22 protein-coding genes are annotated in these 19092 nt (G+C 44.6%); 15 read left to right on the top strand and 7 right to left on the bottom strand.

Features of this window, described 5'->3' with window-relative positions; genetic code table 11:
* Positions 1–79: 79 nt before the first annotated feature.
* The 12 genes from B9G69_RS03280 to B9G69_RS03225 all read left to right on the top strand — a co-directional run bounded on the left by B9G69_RS03280 (position 80) and on the right by B9G69_RS03225 (position 10941).
* Positions 80–853, top strand: a complete 774-nt coding sequence (locus B9G69_RS03280; RefSeq protein ID WP_088616942.1) for an AMP nucleosidase — start codon at positions 80–82, stop codon at positions 851–853.
* Between the two features lie 135 nt (positions 854–988).
* On the top strand, positions 989–1510 hold the full coding sequence (locus B9G69_RS03275) for a hypothetical protein (protein WP_088616943.1): 522 nt from the start codon (positions 989–991) through the stop codon (positions 1508–1510).
* A gap of 214 nt (positions 1511–1724) precedes the next feature.
* Positions 1725–2261, top strand: a complete 537-nt coding sequence (locus tag B9G69_RS03270; RefSeq protein ID WP_254917034.1) for a hypothetical protein — start codon at positions 1725–1727, stop codon at positions 2259–2261.
* A gap of 224 nt (positions 2262–2485) precedes the next feature.
* A complete protein-coding gene (locus B9G69_RS03265; RefSeq protein WP_088616944.1) occupies positions 2486–3316 on the top strand; it encodes a S1 family peptidase in 831 nt (276 codons plus the stop codon).
* A gap of 23 nt (positions 3317–3339) precedes the next feature.
* The gene (locus B9G69_RS03260) at positions 3340–4155 is read left to right on the top strand and encodes a S1 family peptidase (protein WP_088616945.1); all 816 of its coding nucleotides are present in this window, start codon (positions 3340–3342) and stop codon (positions 4153–4155) included.
* A gap of 19 nt (positions 4156–4174) precedes the next feature.
* Complete coding sequence (locus B9G69_RS03255; protein WP_088616946.1) at positions 4175–5059, top strand: S1 family peptidase; 885 nt, start codon at positions 4175–4177, stop codon at positions 5057–5059.
* Positions 5060–5254: 195 nt separating this feature from the next.
* Positions 5255–5701, top strand: a complete 447-nt coding sequence (locus B9G69_RS03250; protein WP_088616947.1) for a helix-turn-helix domain-containing protein — start codon at positions 5255–5257, stop codon at positions 5699–5701.
* An 88-nt stretch (positions 5702–5789) separates the two neighbouring features.
* On the top strand, positions 5790–6995 hold the full coding sequence (locus tag B9G69_RS03245) for a S41 family peptidase (protein ID WP_254917035.1): 1206 nt from the start codon (positions 5790–5792) through the stop codon (positions 6993–6995).
* Positions 6996–7144: 149 nt separating this feature from the next.
* The gene (locus B9G69_RS03240; RefSeq protein WP_088616948.1) at positions 7145–7765 is read left to right on the top strand and encodes a hypothetical protein; all 621 of its coding nucleotides are present in this window, start codon (positions 7145–7147) and stop codon (positions 7763–7765) included.
* A 39-nt stretch (positions 7766–7804) separates the two neighbouring features.
* On the top strand, positions 7805–9013 hold the full coding sequence (locus tag B9G69_RS03235) for an RDD family protein (RefSeq protein WP_088616949.1): 1209 nt from the start codon (positions 7805–7807) through the stop codon (positions 9011–9013).
* Positions 9010–9957 (top strand): rhomboid family intramembrane serine protease, encoded by a 948-nt coding sequence (locus B9G69_RS03230; RefSeq protein ID WP_088616950.1) that lies wholly within the window; start codon positions 9010–9012, stop codon positions 9955–9957. Before B9G69_RS03235 ends, B9G69_RS03230 begins: the two co-directional genes overlap by 4 nt.
* A 102-nt stretch (positions 9958–10059) precedes the next feature.
* A complete protein-coding gene (locus B9G69_RS03225; protein WP_088616951.1) occupies positions 10060–10941 on the top strand; it encodes an endonuclease I family protein in 882 nt (293 codons plus the stop codon).
* Positions 10942–11107: 166 nt separating this feature from the next.
* Here B9G69_RS03225 and B9G69_RS03220 read toward each other — a convergent pair whose 3' ends face one another.
* Complete coding sequence (locus B9G69_RS03220; protein ID WP_088616952.1) at positions 11108–11635, bottom strand: transposase; 528 nt, start codon at positions 11633–11635, stop codon at positions 11108–11110.
* Positions 11636–12116: 481 nt separating this feature from the next.
* On the opposite strand from B9G69_RS03220, the gene B9G69_RS03215 reads away from it, so the two are divergent.
* Positions 12117–12479, top strand: coding sequence for a hypothetical protein (locus tag B9G69_RS03215; protein ID WP_088616953.1), 363 nt, complete (start codon positions 12117–12119; stop codon positions 12477–12479).
* A gap of 62 nt (positions 12480–12541) precedes the next feature.
* Here the strand turns inward: B9G69_RS03215 and B9G69_RS03210 are convergent, their stop codons facing one another.
* From B9G69_RS03210 to B9G69_RS03195, 4 genes are all read right to left on the bottom strand, one after another.
* Positions 12542–13009, bottom strand: coding sequence for a hypothetical protein (locus B9G69_RS03210; protein ID WP_088616954.1), 468 nt, complete (start codon positions 13007–13009; stop codon positions 12542–12544).
* An 18-nt stretch (positions 13010–13027) separates the two neighbouring features.
* Positions 13028–13459, bottom strand: a complete 432-nt coding sequence (locus tag B9G69_RS03205) for a hypothetical protein (protein ID WP_088616955.1) — start codon at positions 13457–13459, stop codon at positions 13028–13030.
* A 138-nt stretch (positions 13460–13597) separates the two neighbouring features.
* Positions 13598–14368, bottom strand: a complete 771-nt coding sequence (locus B9G69_RS03200) for a hypothetical protein (RefSeq protein WP_088616956.1) — start codon at positions 14366–14368, stop codon at positions 13598–13600.
* Between the two features lie 2 nt (positions 14369–14370).
* The gene (locus B9G69_RS03195) at positions 14371–15210 is read right to left on the bottom strand and encodes a hypothetical protein (protein WP_088616957.1); all 840 of its coding nucleotides are present in this window, start codon (positions 15208–15210) and stop codon (positions 14371–14373) included.
* 185 nt (positions 15211–15395) lie between these two features.
* Here B9G69_RS03195 and B9G69_RS03190 point away from each other — a divergent pair, with 185 nt between their 5' ends.
* Positions 15396–16214 carry a TIGR02147 family protein gene (locus tag B9G69_RS03190; RefSeq protein ID WP_088616958.1) on the top strand — a complete coding sequence of 273 codons (819 nt, stop codon included), beginning with the start codon at positions 15396–15398 and terminating at the stop codon, positions 16212–16214.
* Positions 16215–16217: 3 nt separating this feature from the next.
* On the opposite strand, the gene B9G69_RS03185 is transcribed toward B9G69_RS03190, so the two are convergent.
* The gene (locus B9G69_RS03185) at positions 16218–17909 is read right to left on the bottom strand and encodes a hypothetical protein (RefSeq protein ID WP_088616959.1); all 1692 of its coding nucleotides are present in this window, start codon (positions 17907–17909) and stop codon (positions 16218–16220) included.
* Positions 17910–17937: 28 nt separating this feature from the next.
* Positions 17938–18366 carry a hypothetical protein gene (locus tag B9G69_RS03180; protein ID WP_088616960.1) on the bottom strand — a complete coding sequence of 143 codons (429 nt, stop codon included), beginning with the start codon at positions 18364–18366 and terminating at the stop codon, positions 17938–17940.
* Between the two features lie 323 nt (positions 18367–18689).
* On the opposite strand from B9G69_RS03180, the gene B9G69_RS03175 reads away from it, so the two are divergent.
* On the top strand, positions 18690–18992 hold the full coding sequence (locus tag B9G69_RS03175) for an RNA recognition motif domain-containing protein (protein WP_088616961.1): 303 nt from the start codon (positions 18690–18692) through the stop codon (positions 18990–18992).
* Positions 18993–19092: the final 100 nt, after the last annotated feature.

The raw sequence follows: 19092 nt of genomic DNA, 5'->3' as shown, positions 1-19092 counted from the left end.
ATTAATGCCCCTTTTCTGCCCAATAAAAGCATGCTATCCTTGATCAATTCATCTGACGATAGAAAAGTTAAGGATAAGAATGAAAACAAAAAAGGAAATTGTAGACAACTGGCTGCCTCGCTATACAGGTGTTCCTCTTGAAGAGTTCGGCCACTATATTTTGCTTACGAACTTTGGCAATTACGTAAAAATGTTTGCAGAAAAATTCAACGTTCCAGTCCGCGGCTTAGATCGCCCCATGCAAACGGCGACGGCTGAAAACATCACAATTATCAATTTTGGTATGGGTTCTGCGTTGGCAGCAACGTGTATGGACCTTCTTTCCGCGATTAATCCCAAGGCCGTTTTGTTCTTGGGTAAATGCGGCGGCCTTAAAAAGAAAAACCAACTGGGTGACTTTATTTTACCGATCGCTGCGATTCGCGGTGAGGGGACAAGTAATGAATATCTTCCAGCTGAGATTCCCGCCTTGCCATCGTTCCGTATGCAACGTGCCGTTTCCTCGATGATTGCGAAACATAACTGCGATTATTGGACCGGCACCGTTTACACGACGAACCGTCGCGTATGGGAACATGACGAACATTTCAAAGATTATCTGACTAAAACACGTGCGATGGCTGTGGATATGGAAACAGCGACAATTTTCGTAACCGGCTTTGTTAACGAAATTCCTCGTGGAGCTTTGTTGTTGGTCTCTGATAATCCTATGATTCCGGACGGCGTAAAAACAGAGGAAAGCGATAAGAAAGTCACAACGAACTTCGTTGATAAACACTTGAACATTGGTATCGACGCTCTTCGGGAGTTACGTGACTCGGGTGAATCTGTAAAACATCTTCGCTTCGATTAAGTTTGCTTACATTCTGGCTAGGCGGCTTACTCTCCCATTTTGGCGGAGTAAGCGTGTTTTCTAACACTTCAATTGCTCAATGATTGAAAGGAAGGCTGGTTTTTTATTTTCTGAGGAGAATAGGAGACCAGCGCCATGAAGTGGATTGCACTTGTTTTGACAGTTTTTTCTTTATCCTTTTCCCATGCGGAAGAGGATTTGCCGCAGCCGTTGCCTGATGAACCGGGCCACGAGGCTCCAACGCCACAACCTCCGCCTTATCCCTATCCTGAAGACCCGGGACAGCCGCCACAACAACCTCCAGAGCAGCAACCACCATCTGGTGCGCCCCGCGATTACTCTTTAGGAGCGGGGGATACGGGACGCTTCAAAGAACGTACGTTCACGTTCTATCCAAACAGCACTTGGCGACGTATTACTCGCATTGGACTTACTGGAACACGCAACAACGTGAAAATTAAATCTGTCGATATCATGTACGCAGATTATCCGGACACACGATTTGAGTACAATTTGGTGGGTGAGTTGGGCTCCGGAATGACCCGTCAAGCTTACTTGGACGGACGACCTATCACCGCGATTCGCATCACTGCGACCAACAAATACTTTTGGAAAAAGCCCGGTGGATTCCGAGTGGATGTGACAGCCTATAAATAATTTCTGCTCGTTAAATAAGCACACGAAATGGGCTTATAAAAACCGATATAAGCCGAATAGTTTTTCGGCTTTGTAGGGACGATCTTGTGATTTTCACCTTTTTTCACGCAATTAACATATTGTGTCATCGTGAAAGTTGCGATATAACTCATCCCACTTTCAATCAGTGTTTTAAAAAGATATGTACTGAACTTGGTACTTGGGGAGGCTCGCTTTGATCAATCCAGGCAACAATATGGCCGAAGAAATTGATTCTGATTTGGATTCTGACCTTGATGAGAAGAATACCAAAAAAACGTCAGCATTCGATATTGACGTAGATGAGGAATCTGAAGCTGCAGTTTTAGCAGGACTTTCCGACAACCTTCTTGGTGAAGGTGAAGAAGACGATTTGAACCTTGATGATGTTGAAAACATCCTTGAGCTTCAAGACACGAATTTCCCAAAATTTACTTTGGCGAAAAATAAAGCTCGCTTCTTGCGTATGGTGAGCTGGTACCGTGGTAAAGAAGAGTGGATCGAAGTTGCTCCATTGTCTGGCGTAACGAAGCTTTTCAAGACACAAACTAAAGAACTAGAAGGCATCCGTTCTTCTAAATTGGATTACGAAATGGAACTTGAGACTGGAACTTTGACTCCTTCTCAAAGATCTTACCGCCGCGACGAACTTAAAATGTGCCGCGTGCAAGAGAAAATGGCTGTTCACTTGATCTCTAAACTTCAAGTGAAAATCAAATCCGGCCGCAGATAATTATCGACGTCAAAATCGATCATTAAAAACAAAAGAAGACCGCCCTGAAAAGCGGTCTTTTTTTATGCTCAAAAACTGTCTAATTGTTTGTCGATGAGGTCGGTAAAACCTTCCCTGTTAATTGGTGCCTGGTCTCTCAGATCGCACCTAAGCCTCTCCCCCGGCGTTTTGCTTGGCCCGCTTTTAGCTTAGTCACTTTTATCATTTTTAACTTGGAGACTGGGATGAAGATTTGGGTTCTGCTGCCGCTTATGCTTCTTGCAGCTTGTTCAAACAAGAACACGGGTCCATCGCCTGTGGCGCAAGGTGAATCCATTATCAATGGTAAGACGGCCGATAAAGACAGCGATATTGTTAAAGCCACCGTGGCGTTAGTGATGGTCGATGCAGACCGTACCAGATCTTTTTGTACGGGAACGTTGGTATCTAAAGACATCATTATCACTGCGGCTCATTGTGTAGAGCCGATTATGTCTGGTTATCAAATGCAGGTGTCTTTTGGAGGGGAAACATTCACCTCTAAAAACGAAGGTGAACTTCGTGAGATCGATCGGTTTTATACTTATGAAATGGTATATCCATCTGCGGGTCATCCCGAGGCTGTTCGTACAATCAATGACCTGAAAGACATTGCGGTTATTAAGCTTTTGACGACAGCACCCAAATGGGCAATTCCAGCTACAATCCTGGGTTCTGAAGCTTCTTTAGCTGTCGGACAAGAAGTCACCGTTGCAGGATTCGGTCGCATGAAAGAGGACCAGGCAGCAATGGCGACAGAACTGCAACAGACTCAATTGAAAATTCAAAACATCGAATCTAAAAGGATTGAACTTGATCAAACTCAAGGCACAGGTGCTTGCTGGGGTGATTCCGGCGGGCCTGCACTGATCCGGACTGAACAAGAACTGATAGTTATTGGCGTACTCAGTGGCGCGACTTATGGAAATCAGAACTGTCACTCGGGCACAGTTTACACTTCGCTGGCTGGTTATAAGGACTTTATCCAAAAAGTCGTTTCTGTGATGGGTGGCGAAGCACCCTCATTTACTGAATAGAACTTAAAAAAAAAGGATATGCGATGAAAAAACTAATGTTGATTCCACTTCTGGCATTGTCCGCCTGTTCATACGATTCGGGCAACAGAAGTATTAAAGCGCAAAATAATGCCGCTATCATCAACGGTCAAAATGTGACGGATGTTGAGGATTATGCTTTGTCGACGGTGGCTTTAGTTGCGGAACGAGAAGGGCAGATTTCTACCTTTTGCACCGGCACACTTATCTCGAATAATTTGGTGGTGACAGCAGCACATTGCACGGCAGTTTTCGAACGTATGCAAGCCAAAGTATTATTCGGTACGACGATACCCACGGATTCTAAAGATGCTCGTCTGGTAGAAATCGAAGAGTCGATTTCTAATAAAGATTTTGGCGTGGACTCTAAAACAGGTCTTACTAAAGGTGACGTTGCCGTGATCAAACTGGTGGGCGGTGCACCTGAAGGCTACAAGCCAGTGCCAGTTCTGGAAAGTGTGTCAGCGATTAAAGCGGGTGATGCCCTTTCATTGATCGGTTGGGGGCGGATGTCTGAAACTGAAAAAGTGAAAACAACGAATCTCCAAAAAACAGTGGTTGAGGTCGCTCAAGTTCGTGATGAAGAGATTGTCACTGATCAAACAAAAGGCACTGGTGCATGTAACGGCGATTCTGGTGGTCCCGCATACATCGAAACCTCAAAAGGCCTGGTTTTGGCGGGTGCGACGCGAGGCCCTGAGACTGGTTATGTTGATTGCCATCACTACGGCAATTATACACTCCTTGTTAACTACAAAGATTTCTTGAAATATGCAGCACAAGCGATGCAAGGTGAGTACCCACAATTCGTAACTCCATAGGTTTGTACCGAGGCTTGATTTGAGAGCGATTGGTTTTATTTTAGTTTTGATCTTGGCAGCAGCTTGTTCCAAACAGGCTCCGCAGACCTATTCTGCCCCTGATCTTCATTCAAAAGGAACCATTATCGGTGGCGAAGCTGTTAAATCGGATGATTTTGCTCGCGCGGCAACGGTCTCTATCTATACAGTCGGTCGCCGTGGGCCTTTAGAATTTCTTTGTACGGGAACTCTGATTTCCCGTGATCTCGTTGTGACGGCCGCTCACTGTTTACAATCTGTTTATACTGTTATCTATGTTTCGTTTGGCGAAAAAATTCCCACTTCCACAGTGGGCTTAATTCGTGTTGATGGTTCGATTTCTCATCCGAATTATCGTGTGGTTCAGAAGCCCGGGGATGATGGCGGGCTTTATTGGACGACAGAGCATGATATTGCCCTTATGAATCTGGATGCCTTGGCTCCCGAGGGTTTTAACCCTGTCGGGGTTCACGCAAACACAGATAAAATTCCACTTAAAAGTAAATTGTTGCTAGCAGGGTTTGGCATCACCGATGACGAAGCGAGCACTGCTGCGACAAGTATGAATCAGATCGAAGTAGAACTTCATTCGCTTGTGGGGGAGTTCTTAGTCATCGACCAATCAAATAAGAAGGGTGCATGCTTCGGGGATTCCGGTGGACCTGCCTACTTAAAGACAGCGAGTGGTTGGTTAGTGGTCGGTGCGACTCACGCGGCTCGCCCGGGCTTCGTCGATTGCCATCACATGAGCGATTACACGAGTCTATCTAAATACATCGAATTTATTAAAAGCTCTGCCGATACATTGGGGGCTGAAGCGCCCGAATTTATCCTTCCAGAAACCCTCCAGAAGCGTCCTCCGCGTACACAATTAGCCGTCCAGTAATTGCCATTTTTCTTCAAAATTCACAAATTTGAATGCAATAGGTATTTTCATACCCACCAAAAGTCCAGTGATTTGGCCTTGTTAAAGTGTCTCAAAAAATAATTGCAACTAGCCCTAAATTCTCACGGTGAAACACCGATAGGTACAAAGTGAGTCAAATATGATTGCAAATTGTTTCAAAAGGGGAGGACAAGAATGTCACGCACAGTAATGATCGTGGTGAGCGATAACCAGGAAACCGTAGAAAACGCAAAGAAGTACTGGGAGCAGCACGATGTGACAGTTCAGGCTTATTCTTCAGCTCAATGGAGAGAAGGTCTTGATAATGCATTTTTCAGACAACAACTATCAGCTGGTGTTCCGGCGTTGATCTCTGGCAACAGCCCAGTGACAACTGATAATGGTGGTCACAGCAATAATTTGATCCAGTTCCCAACGCCAACTGCAACATCTACTAACGTTCAAAAAATGGAAGAGATGGAAGCACACGCGATTGAGAACGCGATCGCACAATACAAAGGCAACTTGACTGAAGCTGCAAAAGCTTTAGGTATTGGTCGCGCAACTTTGTATCGTAAAGTTAAGCAATACCATATCGATCCTTCTGCGGCTCGCAAGAAGAAGACAGTGGTTGCAGCTTAATTTGCAAGGACAAGCAGTCTAAGCAATGTATTGCTGGACAAGGAAAAATGGATTCCGCAAGGGGTCCATTTTTTCGTCAAAGGATTGAATGTTAAAACGAATCGCCGCCATCATTTTTACAATGGCTTGCGCATATGGAGCCTTTCACCTAACGATGAATCAATCGTTCGTGAATCCGTATCCTGTCGTGTGCGATTTGGTCTTAGATAAAATTTATCTGCCAAATAAGGAAATCTCTGGCTGGCATCGCAAGTGTATGGAGCGTGCAGAGTTAGTTACTCCTTATACCAAAAAGAATCTTATACTTCGCGATATCAATAACACATTAAGTTTGCTGCAAGTTTCACACTTGGAAATCTATGATGCACCCGAGGTGCGGGGCATCTGGAGAGGTGAAGTGAAAGAGACCGGCTTAAGTGGAGAGTTCGTGGATAGCGAACTTGTGATCTTCAAAGTCCTGCCACAGTCACCGGCGGAACGATTGGGTTTTAAAAAAGGTGATATCATCGTTACTATCAATGGTGAGCAGCCCAGTTCGTGGGCCGTGGAATCCGAAGCAGGGGATTATCAAATCCATAGGGGTCAGGAAGTATTCACGATCAAACTTCATCCTGGTGTGGTGAAGCGCAATGAAAATATGCAAATTTCAAAACTGTCGGAAAGATCAGCTTTGCTGGAAGTTCCATCTTTCCGTGCAGAGTTTTTCACAGATGAAAAAGTAAAAAAGGTATCGCAAGAGTTAAAAAAATATCAGTCAGTGGTTGTTGATCTTCGCAATAATGCCGGCGGAAATTTTGTTGCGGGATTGCGATTTTTGTCTTTGTTTATTTGTGAACCCACTCTGGTGGGCAAGCTCGAAAAACCTAAATCCAATTTGGGTAAAGCCGAAATGCCCGACATATTGAATGATGAAAAACAACTTGAGATTTTAGAGAAAAGTCGTGAAGTGAATTTAAGAACTTTCCGTTCTCCGAGCTGCTTTGCGGGAAATGTAAAGGTCTTAGTCGACGGCAGAACTTCGTCGGTGGCAGAAATGGTGTCACAGGCCTTAAAGGAATACCGTGGCGCACCACTTCGGGGGGCGCCGTCTCGCGGTCAGTTGCTAGTGGGAGTTTGGTATCCGATGGATGAAGTAGGACAAGGTGTACAGATCTCCATTCCCGAAGCCCTTTATATCAGCGGGAAGGGACATCGTATCGAGGGCCACGGTGTTCAACTGGATAAAGTACTCTATTACAACCTGCCGCAAATGCAGGCTGGCATTGATTCCTGGGTAAAATCTTTCCAGGACTAGAGTCCCAATATGAGACGTCAACAAAGTTTTGCGCGACTGTTTAAAGGGTGATCGGTCATACTGAATTTACGAGCCACAGAGTACGGCACGCCCTTCGCAACATGGTAGTTAGATAGAGAATTGAACGAACCAGCGAGGAGATTTAGAACATGGGGAATGCGAAAGTGATTGAGTTTCCTAAAGAGAGATCTTTCCGAAAAAGATTCCGGGACAAAGTCCAGGAACAAAAAGCCATGTTAGTGCTTTCAATCGCTTCAGTTGCCTTAATGACAGTGTTTGTAAATCAATGGTTAGTTGATAATTCGGAAACTGCTATCGGGGCTCGCGGTAATCGTCAGATTGCTAGCTTCGAACCGGGTGTATTCGCCCGCGATGTGAAGTGGGAACACGAAATCGCTAAAAAACTTTCCGCTGAAAAGACATCCTTGGTTGCAGCTTTGGCTGAAAAACCAACATTGCGTGATGATTTAATTTTTGGTTATCTAGAAGGCAAATACGGAATGAAGGTCGCTCAAGGTAAAATTGAGCGTTTGGAATTTATCGATGCTCAAGCAGGTGAGAAGGCCATGGCCATCTCCAATAAAGCTAGTTTTCTTAAAAAGTATGCGGATGCATTTGGTTTAAACTTTGTCGAAGTCAGTCCGGTGCAGTCCCAGGATTCTTCTGAGCAGGTCTTTAGCCTGATCGATGATTCCAAGACTATCGTAGGTCAAGCGCACTTCGCAGTCGACTCCGAAGGACGCGTTCACTCCCTGAGATTTACTCAATAATATCTTTAGTCCCATCTGTTTCAGGCCGATACGATCTGTATGTTATTTCCAGATCTATCGGCACCAGAAATCAATAATTCCACGATGTTCAAGCAAAAGCCTGCGATCGCGTTTGTTGCGGACCGTTTCCTTGCGCTTGTTTTGGATTTCTTGATCATTTCACCGGTTGTCAGTCTGTTGGTGGCGGGTCTTACTCGTCAGGCAAAAACATTCTTTTTACTAAATGCCCGTTCCGATGAAGGCGTTGTTGCTGTGATGATGATCATGGCTGTTGCTGTCATAGCCGTGGTGTTGCTACAAGCTTCTTTTTTATATTTCCTACAAGCAACTCCGGGGCAATTCTTTTTACAGTTGCGAGTGATCAGCTATCCCGAGCAGCAAGCACGCCTGACGTTTTCTCAATGCATGGTTCGTTCGGTCGTGTGGTGTTTTTCGTTTTTCATGTTCGCCCTCCCGTTCTTGGGAGTGCTGGGGCATCCGCTGCGTCGTGCTTTTCATGAGAAAGCCTCTGACACAATGGTGATCACCTTAAAGAAAAATTTTGATAAAGGCCCCGCTTCGCAAGAACAGCGTTTGATTACTTCATGGATGCAATTGAGCTTTGCGGTTTTTGCCTTTGTGGGTTTCTTGGGTTTGATGAAGAGCTACCATGCATTGACAGTCGGGGACTACCAAGTGGCAGTTGATCAAAATGCGACTTGTAAGGAAATCAAAGACAAAGATCTAAGCGGTCCCCAACGTTTGGATGCAGCTTTGTCCTTGTTCTTGCTTAAAGAGATTTCGGCGGACTGTCTTCATAAGGAAGCGGAGCTTTCATTGTGGAGTGATCCTGTAAATTCTCAATCAATGGCTTACTTTGCGAAATTCTTATTAAGCGAAGGTTCGGATCGTTTATCCTATATGAATAAGGTTTGCGAAGATCGTACTTCCAGTGGTTGTGTTTTGGCTCAGTATTTAGAGAACCCTGAAGACGTACGCCTAGCAGATGCTTCGCAAAAACTGTGGGTCACACAAGTTCTGGAAGCTGATCAGCGCTATAGTCAACATGACTATGCGGGTAGCCTTGAGGTTATCGAAGAGTTGCAATCCATTTCAACACTTCGTCAGGCGATGGATAAAAAATATGTGCGCTCTATCTGGGGTTTGCAGCAAAGTCTGGGAGTTAAAAAAGGCGACCGTATTCCTGCTAGCGTGAAGGAAAGCAAGCCGTGGCTTGAGGACTTCAAGGAAAAGTACGGTGTTCAATGATCATCCCTTGCCCTGAAAATCTCAGAGAATTTCGTCGATTCCCGCTGACAATCACGCTGACGGCTCTAAATATTTTTATTTTTGTTCTGATCTTCAGTGGCTCTAGTAATGACCTTTCCAACAATCGATTGTTCGAATTGGAAGGTATGACTTTGACGGGGCGTCTTTATTATCAATATTTACAGGAACTACCGGCGGAAACTTTAGCGGAAACGCCAAAGTGGGTGCAGCAGATTTCCACGTCCAACTCGGATCAGCTGGCAATCTTAGGGGCTTACGCTCTTCGTGATTCGCACTTTTTGCTGAATGGAGATGCTGGAAAGTACCATGGCGACCAAGTGCAAATTGCGACTTGGAGAGAAGATTTTAAAAAATTCAGAACCGATTATAAAGACCAGCTGATGTTTCGCTTTGGTTTGAGCTCGATTGAAAAGGGGCCCTTGTCTTGGATCACCTATCAGTTTTCGCACTCCAATTGGATGCATCTGTTTTCAAACTTGATGTTTTTGGTGGTGATCGGGGCTGCCGTTGAAGCTTTAGTGGGTAGTACGGCCTTACTGGCAATTTATGTTTTGGGCGGAATCACAGGCGGCTTGGGCTTTCTGATGTCACAGGGATCGGGGGTCGTCCCGATGGTCGGCGCAAGCGCGTCTGTCAGTGCTTTGCTGGCTTTTTATTGCGTGGCTCAGGTCAAGGCTCGGATTCGTTATTTGTATTTTATTTCGCCGATGCCAGAGCACTACGGTTCTATTTATTTACCGACCCTCATGATTATTCCTCTCTTTTTAGTGGCCGACCTGGCTAATCTTTTGGCAGCTCCCGAAGGGTTAGGAACGGGGGTCGCCTATGCCGCTCACTTGGGTGGCAGTCTTTTCGGTATGTTAGGTGCTATTGCCTATCGCCGTGGGATGTTTTCAAAGCCTCCTGTCTTAACTGAATACTGACAGAGTATTTCTTATAGCCCCATTGACATATGTAAAGGTATCCAGCAAAAGTGTCTTCGACAGAGGCTGAAAATCACCCCCTTTACCGAATGGTGGACCCGAATGAAGCTAGCCAAGCTCATTAAGTCAGTGATTGTATTTACATCGTTATTTTTTGTTTTCGCTGCAAATGCAGCTGAACAATCCCAAGCAATTCCGTACTACGGGCAAGAGTTCTATCAAGATCTTGCGGCTGGAAAAACTAACGCCGATCTTATCTTCCGTATAAAATCCGTTCTTCGCAGCTTTCACGTTCCTCAACAAGGAAACTACGATTTGATCGTCTCTGACTGTCAAGCGGCTAAGGGCTGTTACTCTCACCAAAAAATCGGGTACAACAGTGCTCGCGTTTGGTTGATGGGTAAATTCTATTTGTCTTTCGACGAAGGCTCCCACACTTGGGGCGTGAAAGACATGTACTGCGATAACTATAAAACGAATGCAGACTTCCGTGGTCACAGCCAACCGGGGCCTGGCATTATCCCTGACAACACGGTGATCAACATTGAGCACACATGGCCTCAAAGTAAGTTCAACCGTCGTTTTGATAAAGACACTCAGAAATCAGATCTTCACCACTTGTTCCCGACGGATTCTCGTTTGAATTCGATCCGTGGAAATCAATGGTTTGGTGAAGTTGAAAAAGACACGCAAACTTTGAATTGCGGCGGCTCTCGTTTTGGTGTTGGCGAAGGGGACTCTGATGAGATCTTCGAACCACCTCAAGCTCATAAAGGTCGTGTGGCTCGTGCTTTGTTCTATTTCTCTCTCCGCTACGATCTTCAGATTCCACCTGACGAAGAAGCAGTTCTTCGTAAATGGAATCGCGAAAACCCACCAGACGCCGAAGAACTTGATAGAAACAACAAGATCTTCCAAGCTCAGCACAACAGAAACCCGTTCGTAGACTACCCAAATATGGTAGATTCAATCGGCGACTTCTAGTCGGGATTGTTGAAAAAGGCCCGCCTGCTTCCTCGTCGGGCCTTGTCCTCGCTTCAAACTGCCTGGGGCACGCCTCCGCCGCGGGAAGACCCTCCGCCTCGCATCCGAACCCTTTTGAACAATCCTGTTATGAGTCTTTTTGCTGCGCGCTTTGCTTGCAGCTCGCCTAGTTGGGTGGTGGCCATTCTTGGTGGGTGAGGATTCCGATTCTTGGGATGATCATCAGATCTTTTAGTAAATCCAACGATACATAATTTTTCAAAGAGTGTTTGGCTCTTTCAAGAAGTGCGGTGAAGGGGCGGTGGTCCCAGAACTTTTTCGAGTTCTTTTGGTGGCGGGTCGCACCTGTTAATTTCAGGGCGATGGCTCCAGTTAGTGATCGAATGAACGGCGCATAGCTGCCTTTTGTCTTTAACCTCAGGGTCAAGTGAAGATGGCTTCCGCCGTTAGCGAAGGCCTCGATTTTGATTTTATATTTCTGGGCGAACTGGCGGCACAGGGTTTCGACCTGCTTCCAATTTTTATCATTTCTAAAACTCAGTGAGCCTTTAGCGAGGCTTGATCGCAACACCACGTGAATGGGTTTTGTCGTACTCAATGGTTTACGACAGCGATAACGCGCTTTTTTAAACAGCGTGCCGCCGTGTGCTTGAGTCGATTGCAATCGTGGGTCCGCGAACAGCGAGTTTTGCATGAACGATGGTATATTAAAGGGCTTCAAGGTTGGCAACTAAGTTGTTGTAAAGATTGTTGAATGTTTTGATTTAAGGAGGCCGCAAGTAAAGCGTCACTTCAACTGTCCTGATTGAAATATTCCATCAAATGTGGGATCAGAAAATCCGGCAAAAAGGGCGTTTCTTAAAAATTCTTAAAAAAAATGGAACATCATGCTTGCAATGTGTACGACAACACTGTCTAATTATTTCTACGGGAGGGGTGCTACCAAGGAAGGTACTCGGGTGCATGATGTGCTCACCTCTATTTTTAAATAAGATTACAAAGGCCGGAACTCGTTCCGGCCTTTTTCTTTTCTAAATACTCTGCTTAAATAATTCGCACATATTCTCATGGCAACTTTCAGGGAACGCATTATTGGTTTCTAATGGGATTGCAAGGTGACCTCACCTCGGGTGCTGGGTAGGTTCGTTTTCTTTAACCCAGGGAGGAACGACCCCATGAAAATCTTGGCAATCGGTTTGATGTTTTTCGGTATGGCTTCCGGTGCGGGGGCTGCGGGATTGAATTGTAAAAACGAGGCAGCCGCGCATGCTCTTGAGCAAATGGTCGAGGAGGTCATCGGGGCTGGTAGGAACATCTCCGAATATAAATTCAATGTTCAGCGCCCCGTAACTGAAGATGTGATCGATTTAAGCAACGGTGACGTTAAAGAGATCTATCTTGTGGCAATTAATGTCTATAAGGGGCGGGCCAGCGAGGATATCGAACTGCCGTTCGTTCGCACAGTGCAGGTTGAGATTTTAAATACGAAGGCAGGGAAGTGCAGGCTGTTGAAAACTCATCGTTCTGACGGCGAATAAGCCTCTAAAAAAGCGATACGCCTTAAAACGAAAAAACCCGCTTTTGACAGCGGGTTTTTTATTTATTGAGCGCCTTTTAGCCATTCCCAGTTGTTATAGGAATCAAGGAGCTTCGTGTGTTCGCTTGGCAATTTACCGTCGTTTAGGTCCGCCAATACGTCTTGGATAAGACTGATATCCATAATATAGGCTTTAGTGTTCACTAACATGCCGCGAGTTGTTTTTGTACGGCTCCATGGGGACCAGAATTCAGGGAAGCATTTTAAAGAGTCAGAAAGCTGCGCGGTAAAGTCACCTACAGTAATCTCTGGGTTTTTTGCCACGATTTCCTGGATCGTCTTAACTTGCTTAGCATCTAAAGCAGAGCAATAGTTCGTGCGTTTTTTAGCGGCGGTTCTTTGCTTGTTGATGTACTCCAGACGGTGATTCGCTTGATTAACAAAATCGGAAACGAACTCGCTTGCAGTTACGGAAGCTTGGGCTTGAAGACCCATCATCATTGTCGCAGCAATTACGATAAGCTTTTTCATACTATTTATCCTTCTTTCTTACGGATTGAGGCTGTCCAACAACTTGTTTTCAAGTTGCGAACGGTGGCGGTATACACCCAAATCAGCAAGGGTGGCATTTACTAATTCAACATCTTTCCATAGAGATTTTGTCAGCACACCCCAGCCTTTGCGCTTTAGTTGCGGCAGCAAAGTGGGGTAGCAGTTGATTGCTTCATAGGCTTTCGCCGAAAATTCTTGAACAGTTATTTCTGTATTCTCTCGAACGATCTTCGAGATGGCTTCAATTTGAGCCGGGCGCATGCCAGTGCAATAAATCGTTTTGTTTTCCATGATGCGGTCCTGGTTTGTAATAACCAAACGACGGTTCACGGCCGCCACGAATTTATCCACGAACTCGTCTGCCGAAACGGATGCCTGGGCTTGAGCTCCCATGATCGTGGCAAAAACTATAAGTAAAAGGTGCTTCATAAAAAGAGGTCCTCTTTCCAATGGAATACACCGTTTTAAGGCATCTATATGTGTTCGTAAAGAGGGCCCCTGAGAGTCTGAAGGTTTTGCCAGAGTGTACTAAAAATTGGCAGGGTCCCAAGGGCCTTTTGTGGCCCTTTAGCGTTTAATTGGCTTACAAGACAGCATCCCTGTCGCTTTTATGAGTGGGGTTCCGTCGTCACGGTAGTCGTCAATTGTGTTAATTTTGGCCTTGAAGGACTTTTGCGAAGCCAAGTCTTTTGTGGGCAGTAGGACGTAGGCGCCACCGCCGATTTCGATCCAGTTAATAGCTACTCCCAGTTCCGTTTGGAAAGTATTTATCAGGGCGACATTTGACCAAATAAACGCCGTTTTAATTATGACAGTTCCCGTATACTGATCGCCTTTGCCATCATTATCTACGTCAATCCAGCGGATGGACACAGTGTCGCCACCAAGCAAACGCGTCGAGCATTCATAAGTGCTAACAGCGGCTCCACCATCCAATACAAAATAGCTCAAGTAGCTATCAGAATCATCAAGTCCCAACAGCAGCAAATATTGGTGAAGTACGATGAGCTGCTTTGAGACCAGAGTATTTTCTGAACCCTTCCAAAGTTTACGAGATATTTGCAGAAGTTGTTTTTCAGGGAATCGTTTAACGCCTTCTTTGCCAAGGTTCGTGTCCGTGAATTCCACTTTGGTTTTTTGCACAATATCCAAGAACTGAGTGCCAGTTGCAGGGAAACCCTTTAAGGACTCCACTTTAGCGGCCAAATCACGTCCCAGAGAAGTGAATTCGGCAGCAAAACCAGATCCACCACCGCTGTCCCAGCCACCTTCTGTGATGCGTCCTTCAGAGATGCTAGATAGAAGAATAAGTGAAAATAATAAATAGATAGTCTTCATACTTAATCCTTAATTTTCTTAGAGATACAAGGAATGGTCATGAAGTGGCGAGGTTTTAAAATCCCATTGGCATCGAAGCTATTAAGTTCAAAAACTTCGAGATCAAAATTTCCTTCGTCCGTGGACTGCTTTAAGTTAATTTTTGCGTGAAGAGGGTAGTTTTTGTATTTCCAAGATACCCCGATCCCCCATTTTTCAATGCCTTCGAAGTTACCTTTTAGGATGTCGGACCATCTGAAGTTGACGGAGCTAGCGACCAACGGCTCGGAAGTTTGTGGAGCACTCGCGGTTCCCTTGCCGGCTGTCATATCGAAGCCTGTGCTCTTAATGGAGCTCGTGTTTCCGTAACTATTGAAGTTCAGGTAGTAAGGCTGTCCTTCAATTTCAAAGTCGCAAGTGATAACGGAAGCTAATTGGCCACCCTTAATAAGGAACTGTGACCAATAGTACTTTGAATCATCTACTTTAAGAATTCCCAAATATTCGTGGATCGCCAGCTGTGTGCGATTGTCCGTCGTCCAGCGATAACGGAACCATCGGTTCCAGTTCACACGAATTAATTTTTTTGCAGGATAATTGAGGGCATCAACTTCAATCCCTTGGGGAGAGATCAATTTGTCTTCAGTAAATTCAATCCTGGTTGTTTTTACGACTTCTAAAAATTGGCCCTCGTTGACGGGAAATCCCGGAACAATACCAGCTAGTTTGGCGGCTGATTTGCCAATGTCAGTGAATTCGTCGATGTACTCGGCAGCTGTGCCACGAGTGATAATATCTGTGGCATATGACTTAACGGCGACTGACAATAAAAAGAAAACTAGAATTTGAATTGATACTTTCATTGAGAATCCCTTGGGGCCTTTGAATAACAATGTGAGAGCGAAAATCCAAGGAAAGTTCTGTAAAAATTTAGGCGATTATTTACGATTGTGTAAAGAGTACAGTTGGGACGGTGCTTTACGGATATATTAATTAGATATTTACCAAAATGTAAATTCGTGAAACCTTTATTTGGTGAGGTTTTACGATGAACAAGCTGCAAATTTGGCAATTTAATGACTACCGCGATTACTTAAAGGCTTTCGTACAATATCAACCAAACGGGGGGCGCGGACAGGCCAGCAAAATTTCTAACTCGTTGGGGATTCATACGACTTTATTCAGTCAGATTCTTAACGGTCATCGTGATTTGACCCTGGAACAGGCGTCTTTATTTTGCGATTACGACAGTATGAGCGAAGCAGAGAGCGATCTTTTTCTGAATATGGTTTCTTTAAGCCGCGCAGGTAATGAAAGCTTGCGCAAAAAATTAAGACATCAAATCGAAGAACAGAAAGCTTCATTCAGTGAAGTCCGTAAACGCATCGGTTCTGTTAGCAAAAAGCTTACGAGTTATGAACAGTCTGTTTTTTATTCCAGTTGGAAATACAGCGCGATCCGTATGCTTGCATCGTTAGACAAAGTTCCGGATCTGAATGAAATGGCCCAGATGTTGGGACTGACTCGTCAGCGATTGACGGAGATGGTTGATTTCATGCTTGAGAAAGGTCTTTTGGTCGAAGAAAAAGGTCGAGTAAAAATGGGTCATGCGAAAACCCATGTCGATGCAAAGTCGCAATGGGCAACTCGTCATCATACTAATTGGCGGACTCGTAATCTGACTCGCTTAGAAGTCATTGCCGACCATGAAATCTGTTTTACGGTGCCTTTCAGTTGTACTAAAGAGGACTATAAGAAAATTCGAGAGATATTTTTACAGGCTATTGAACAGGCTTCAAAAATCGTGGGAAATAGCGATGGGGAAGAGACCCACGTCTTGTGCATGGATCTCTTTGATATGATCTAGGGGTTATTGAATTTTTCCGGCTTCAAGAACTTGATGTTTTACTGGCGCGCGAAGAGAGTCTTTTCCAAGTTTTAGTTCGATATCAATATTTGAATACAGTGTTGGGAAAGTTTTTAGAATATCCAATGTTGGATTATCTGCTTTCACTTCTTCGTACGCATGGAATTTCATGTTCATACCAATTGCTTTTAGGAACATGTTCATAGTGAATATGCTCATTTTGCCCATTTTTAGTTGCTTGGCCGCGATGGAAGTATCGCCAACTTTATATTGGACAGCTCTTGCTTTTTCATCAGATTGGCCAAGAGCACCTGTCGAATCTCCTTTTTCAAGTTCAATGCGATCTTCGATAGTTTTACTGTTTTCAGCGATGCCTTTGTATGCGGCGCTATTACTGTAAGTGATACGATGACCTTGAGCATCCCAGCTTGAGAACACTTGACCAGTAGTTAGATTCGCAAGAACGAAAGTGGGGTGCGAGTATTCGGCTGATTTGGTGGATTTAGTTTGCACGCGGAAGAGGCCTAAGTTTCCATGTGCACGACCTGCTTCAATTTTAGCATAGTAAGCATCTGCTCCGTCCAATGAATCCAAAGTGATGATATAGCTTGTCAGCTTTAAGTTCGAAGGAAGTTGGCGAGTCGCATCCATGTATGATTTCACTGGGATTTGGTGATTCTCTGCATAACGAACTAGGGTGTCTTGCTGATTGCGAGCAACTGGTTGATCTAAGAAACAAGCTACCATTGCTGGAAGTACGCGGTGATATTCCTGCTTTAAGCATTCCAAAGAATCGAAAGTGCTTTTCGTGATTTCTTGAATGCTGGCTGATTTTGCTAACACGGATTCCATTTCAAAGAGGCTTTGAACCAACACCAAGCCTCGATCATGGACTTCCATGCCGATTTTGTATTGCTCCTTACCCGTAGCTGAACGAATTGGCGTGCCTGCTCCAAAGATAATACCTTGGTTTGTCGTGCGATAAAAATTGAGGGCAAAGAAATCAGCAAGTCCCTCGTGAATGCCGCCAAAATCAGATGTTGGAACGCGACCGATGCTGTCATGGATCACTAAATGACCTAACTCGTGAGCCATAACGATGGGGTCATAGGCCGTGTCGATAAAGTTCTTCTTACCCAAAAGTCCCATGAGGATAAGCACTGTTTTGCTTGGCACGAAATTAAGGGAATTGTCAGTGTCATCGAAGAACGCGTTGTTGCTCATATCGCCTTTTTCCAAAAGCTGAGTGATCTTACGGTCCGAGCGGATTTTGATTTGTTTTTGGAATGCTGGTTTATAGCCAAGTTCTGCAAATTTATTCCAGGCGTAATTCAAATGATAGAATAGATTCACCTGACGAAACTGTGCAGATTCAACGGGGTAAAAGAATTCTACAACACCGCCACTTTGCTTTGTGGGCTTTGCCGTTGCCATCGCATTTTTTTCACCAGGGCAAGCTACTTGGCAGACGACGAATGTGTCGTTTTGTAAAGCGGGTGATGGTAAAGTATCTGGCCCTTGAACTTTGATCTCACGAACGGTGGTCACGGATTCCAGATCTTTTTCTGTCAGCTTTTTTCCTAACAAAGAATTATATTGAGTTTCATCGATTACTTTTAAACGATATGTCCATTCGGCGGCTTTCGCATATGAGAATAGGGTCAGTGTCACAAAGAATACTAAAAGGTATTTCATGGATTTTCCTTCTTGTTATATTGTTTTTTTAAAGAACGATGCTTCCGGAGGTGAGATTCCAAAGGAGCATCTGATTGATATTGGGATCGAGGGCGTAACCTTTCAAAACTCCGTAATCGACATCGAAGCGAACTGTGAGCACAAAGCTTTCTGCAGGAAGCGATGTGATTCTGCGGAAGAACAGATTGCAGATTGTTTCAGAAGTGATGGATTGCGGATTTTTTATACAGTAATAGCTCTTGCCGTTTTTCATCAATTTCTCCACGCCATCGTCTGTGATTGTTTGGGGTTCAGCTTTGAGTTCTGAATAGAGAATTTTTGCAAGATGACCAGAGGTCATCGCTCGAGCTCCGTCTTCATCGACATGCATAAATTTGATATCCGCTGTTTGAATGGCCTGTGCGTGGGACACCAATGGTATTGAGATTATCATCAATAAAAAAACCAAAGATTTCATAGTTGCTCCTGGATTAAGTACCGTTGTTCAGCAAGGTTTTTACCCAAGAGGCAGTTTTGGGGATAGGACAATTGTTACTAATAAGATAAAGTTAATTTTACAAATATGTAAAAGTTAGTTTTATTTTGCCAGCGGGCTCCCGGGCATTTTCAAAGCTGCCTCCAACGATCTCAGTCAGAATTGGCACCGTCGATTTGGGGAATATTAAAATTAGGTGATAGGTCTTATGCGTGGTAGGGTTCCCTTAGTTACTGCTAATTTCGAGTCCATGTTCAATTCTGTTCATTCCTCTAAATAGTGCTCGTGCCTTTAGGAGGTAATAAATGAGTAAAAAACTATACGTCGGTAATCTGCCTTATTCTGCAACTGATCAGTCTTTGGCTGATGCTTTCGCTGAATGTGGAGATGTTGAGTCCGCAAAAGTAATCATGGATCGGGAAACGGGTCGCAGCAAAGGTTTCGCCTTTGTCGAAATGTCGACTGCTGAGGAAGCTGCTGAGGCCATCAAACGCTTCAACGGTGCACAACTTGACGGTCGCGCTGTGACTGTGAATGAAGCGAAACCGCAAGAACCACGCTCTGGTGGTGGGTCTCGTGGCGGTTATAACAACCGTCGTTCTTATTAAGACAGCTCAAATTTGATTTGATTTTAAAACCGACCCTTTAAGGTCGGTTTTTTCTTTTTCGAGGGGGGTGATTCGATGAGTGCACAGGTTATTTCTTTTA

It is taken from the genome of Bdellovibrio sp. SKB1291214, assembly GCF_002209355.2.
Taxonomy (GTDB): Bacteria; Bdellovibrionota; Bdellovibrionia; order Bdellovibrionales; family Bdellovibrionaceae; genus Bdellovibrio.
Note: the sequence above shows the minus strand (reverse complement) of the source record. Positions and strands in the feature narration are given on the sequence as shown.

What these genes read in the sequence shown, in the direction of transcription:
- B9G69_RS03190 (WP_088616958.1), top strand. Translation starts at nt 15,396, where the DNA reads ATGAACAAGCTGCAAATTTGGCAATTTAATGACTACCGCGATTACTTA.
- B9G69_RS03205 (WP_088616955.1), bottom strand. Translation starts at nt 13,459, where the DNA reads ATGAAGCACCTTTTACTTATAGTTTTTGCCACGATCATGGGAGCTCAA.
- B9G69_RS03200 (WP_088616956.1), bottom strand. Translation starts at nt 14,368, where the DNA reads ATGAAGACTATCTATTTATTATTTTCACTTATTCTTCTATCTAGCATC.
- B9G69_RS03195 (WP_088616957.1), bottom strand. Translation starts at nt 15,210, where the DNA reads ATGAAAGTATCAATTCAAATTCTAGTTTTCTTTTTATTGTCAGTCGCC.
- B9G69_RS03220 (WP_088616952.1), bottom strand. Translation starts at nt 11,635, where the DNA reads ATGCAAAACTCGCTGTTCGCGGACCCACGATTGCAATCGACTCAAGCA.
- B9G69_RS03280 (WP_088616942.1), top strand. Translation starts at nt 80, where the DNA reads ATGAAAACAAAAAAGGAAATTGTAGACAACTGGCTGCCTCGCTATACA.
- B9G69_RS03245 (WP_254917035.1), top strand. Translation starts at nt 5,790, where the DNA reads ATGTTAAAACGAATCGCCGCCATCATTTTTACAATGGCTTGCGCATAT.
- B9G69_RS03235 (WP_088616949.1), top strand. Translation starts at nt 7,805, where the DNA reads ATGTTATTTCCAGATCTATCGGCACCAGAAATCAATAATTCCACGATG.
- B9G69_RS03210 (WP_088616954.1), bottom strand. Translation starts at nt 13,009, where the DNA reads ATGAAAAAGCTTATCGTAATTGCTGCGACAATGATGATGGGTCTTCAA.
- B9G69_RS03225 (WP_088616951.1), top strand. Translation starts at nt 10,060, where the DNA reads ATGAAGCTAGCCAAGCTCATTAAGTCAGTGATTGTATTTACATCGTTA.
- B9G69_RS03275 (WP_088616943.1), top strand. Translation starts at nt 989, where the DNA reads ATGAAGTGGATTGCACTTGTTTTGACAGTTTTTTCTTTATCCTTTTCC.
- B9G69_RS03250 (WP_088616947.1), top strand. Translation starts at nt 5,255, where the DNA reads ATGTCACGCACAGTAATGATCGTGGTGAGCGATAACCAGGAAACCGTA.
- B9G69_RS03175 (WP_088616961.1), top strand. Translation starts at nt 18,690, where the DNA reads ATGAGTAAAAAACTATACGTCGGTAATCTGCCTTATTCTGCAACTGAT.
- B9G69_RS03215 (WP_088616953.1), top strand. Translation starts at nt 12,117, where the DNA reads ATGAAAATCTTGGCAATCGGTTTGATGTTTTTCGGTATGGCTTCCGGT.
- B9G69_RS03180 (WP_088616960.1), bottom strand. Translation starts at nt 18,366, where the DNA reads ATGAAATCTTTGGTTTTTTTATTGATGATAATCTCAATACCATTGGTG.
- B9G69_RS03185 (WP_088616959.1), bottom strand. Translation starts at nt 17,909, where the DNA reads ATGAAATACCTTTTAGTATTCTTTGTGACACTGACCCTATTCTCATAT.
- B9G69_RS03260 (WP_088616945.1), top strand. Translation starts at nt 3,340, where the DNA reads ATGAAAAAACTAATGTTGATTCCACTTCTGGCATTGTCCGCCTGTTCA.
- B9G69_RS03265 (WP_088616944.1), top strand. Translation starts at nt 2,486, where the DNA reads ATGAAGATTTGGGTTCTGCTGCCGCTTATGCTTCTTGCAGCTTGTTCA.
- B9G69_RS03240 (WP_088616948.1), top strand. Translation starts at nt 7,145, where the DNA reads ATGGGGAATGCGAAAGTGATTGAGTTTCCTAAAGAGAGATCTTTCCGA.
- B9G69_RS03230 (WP_088616950.1), top strand. Translation starts at nt 9,010, where the DNA reads ATGATCATCCCTTGCCCTGAAAATCTCAGAGAATTTCGTCGATTCCCG.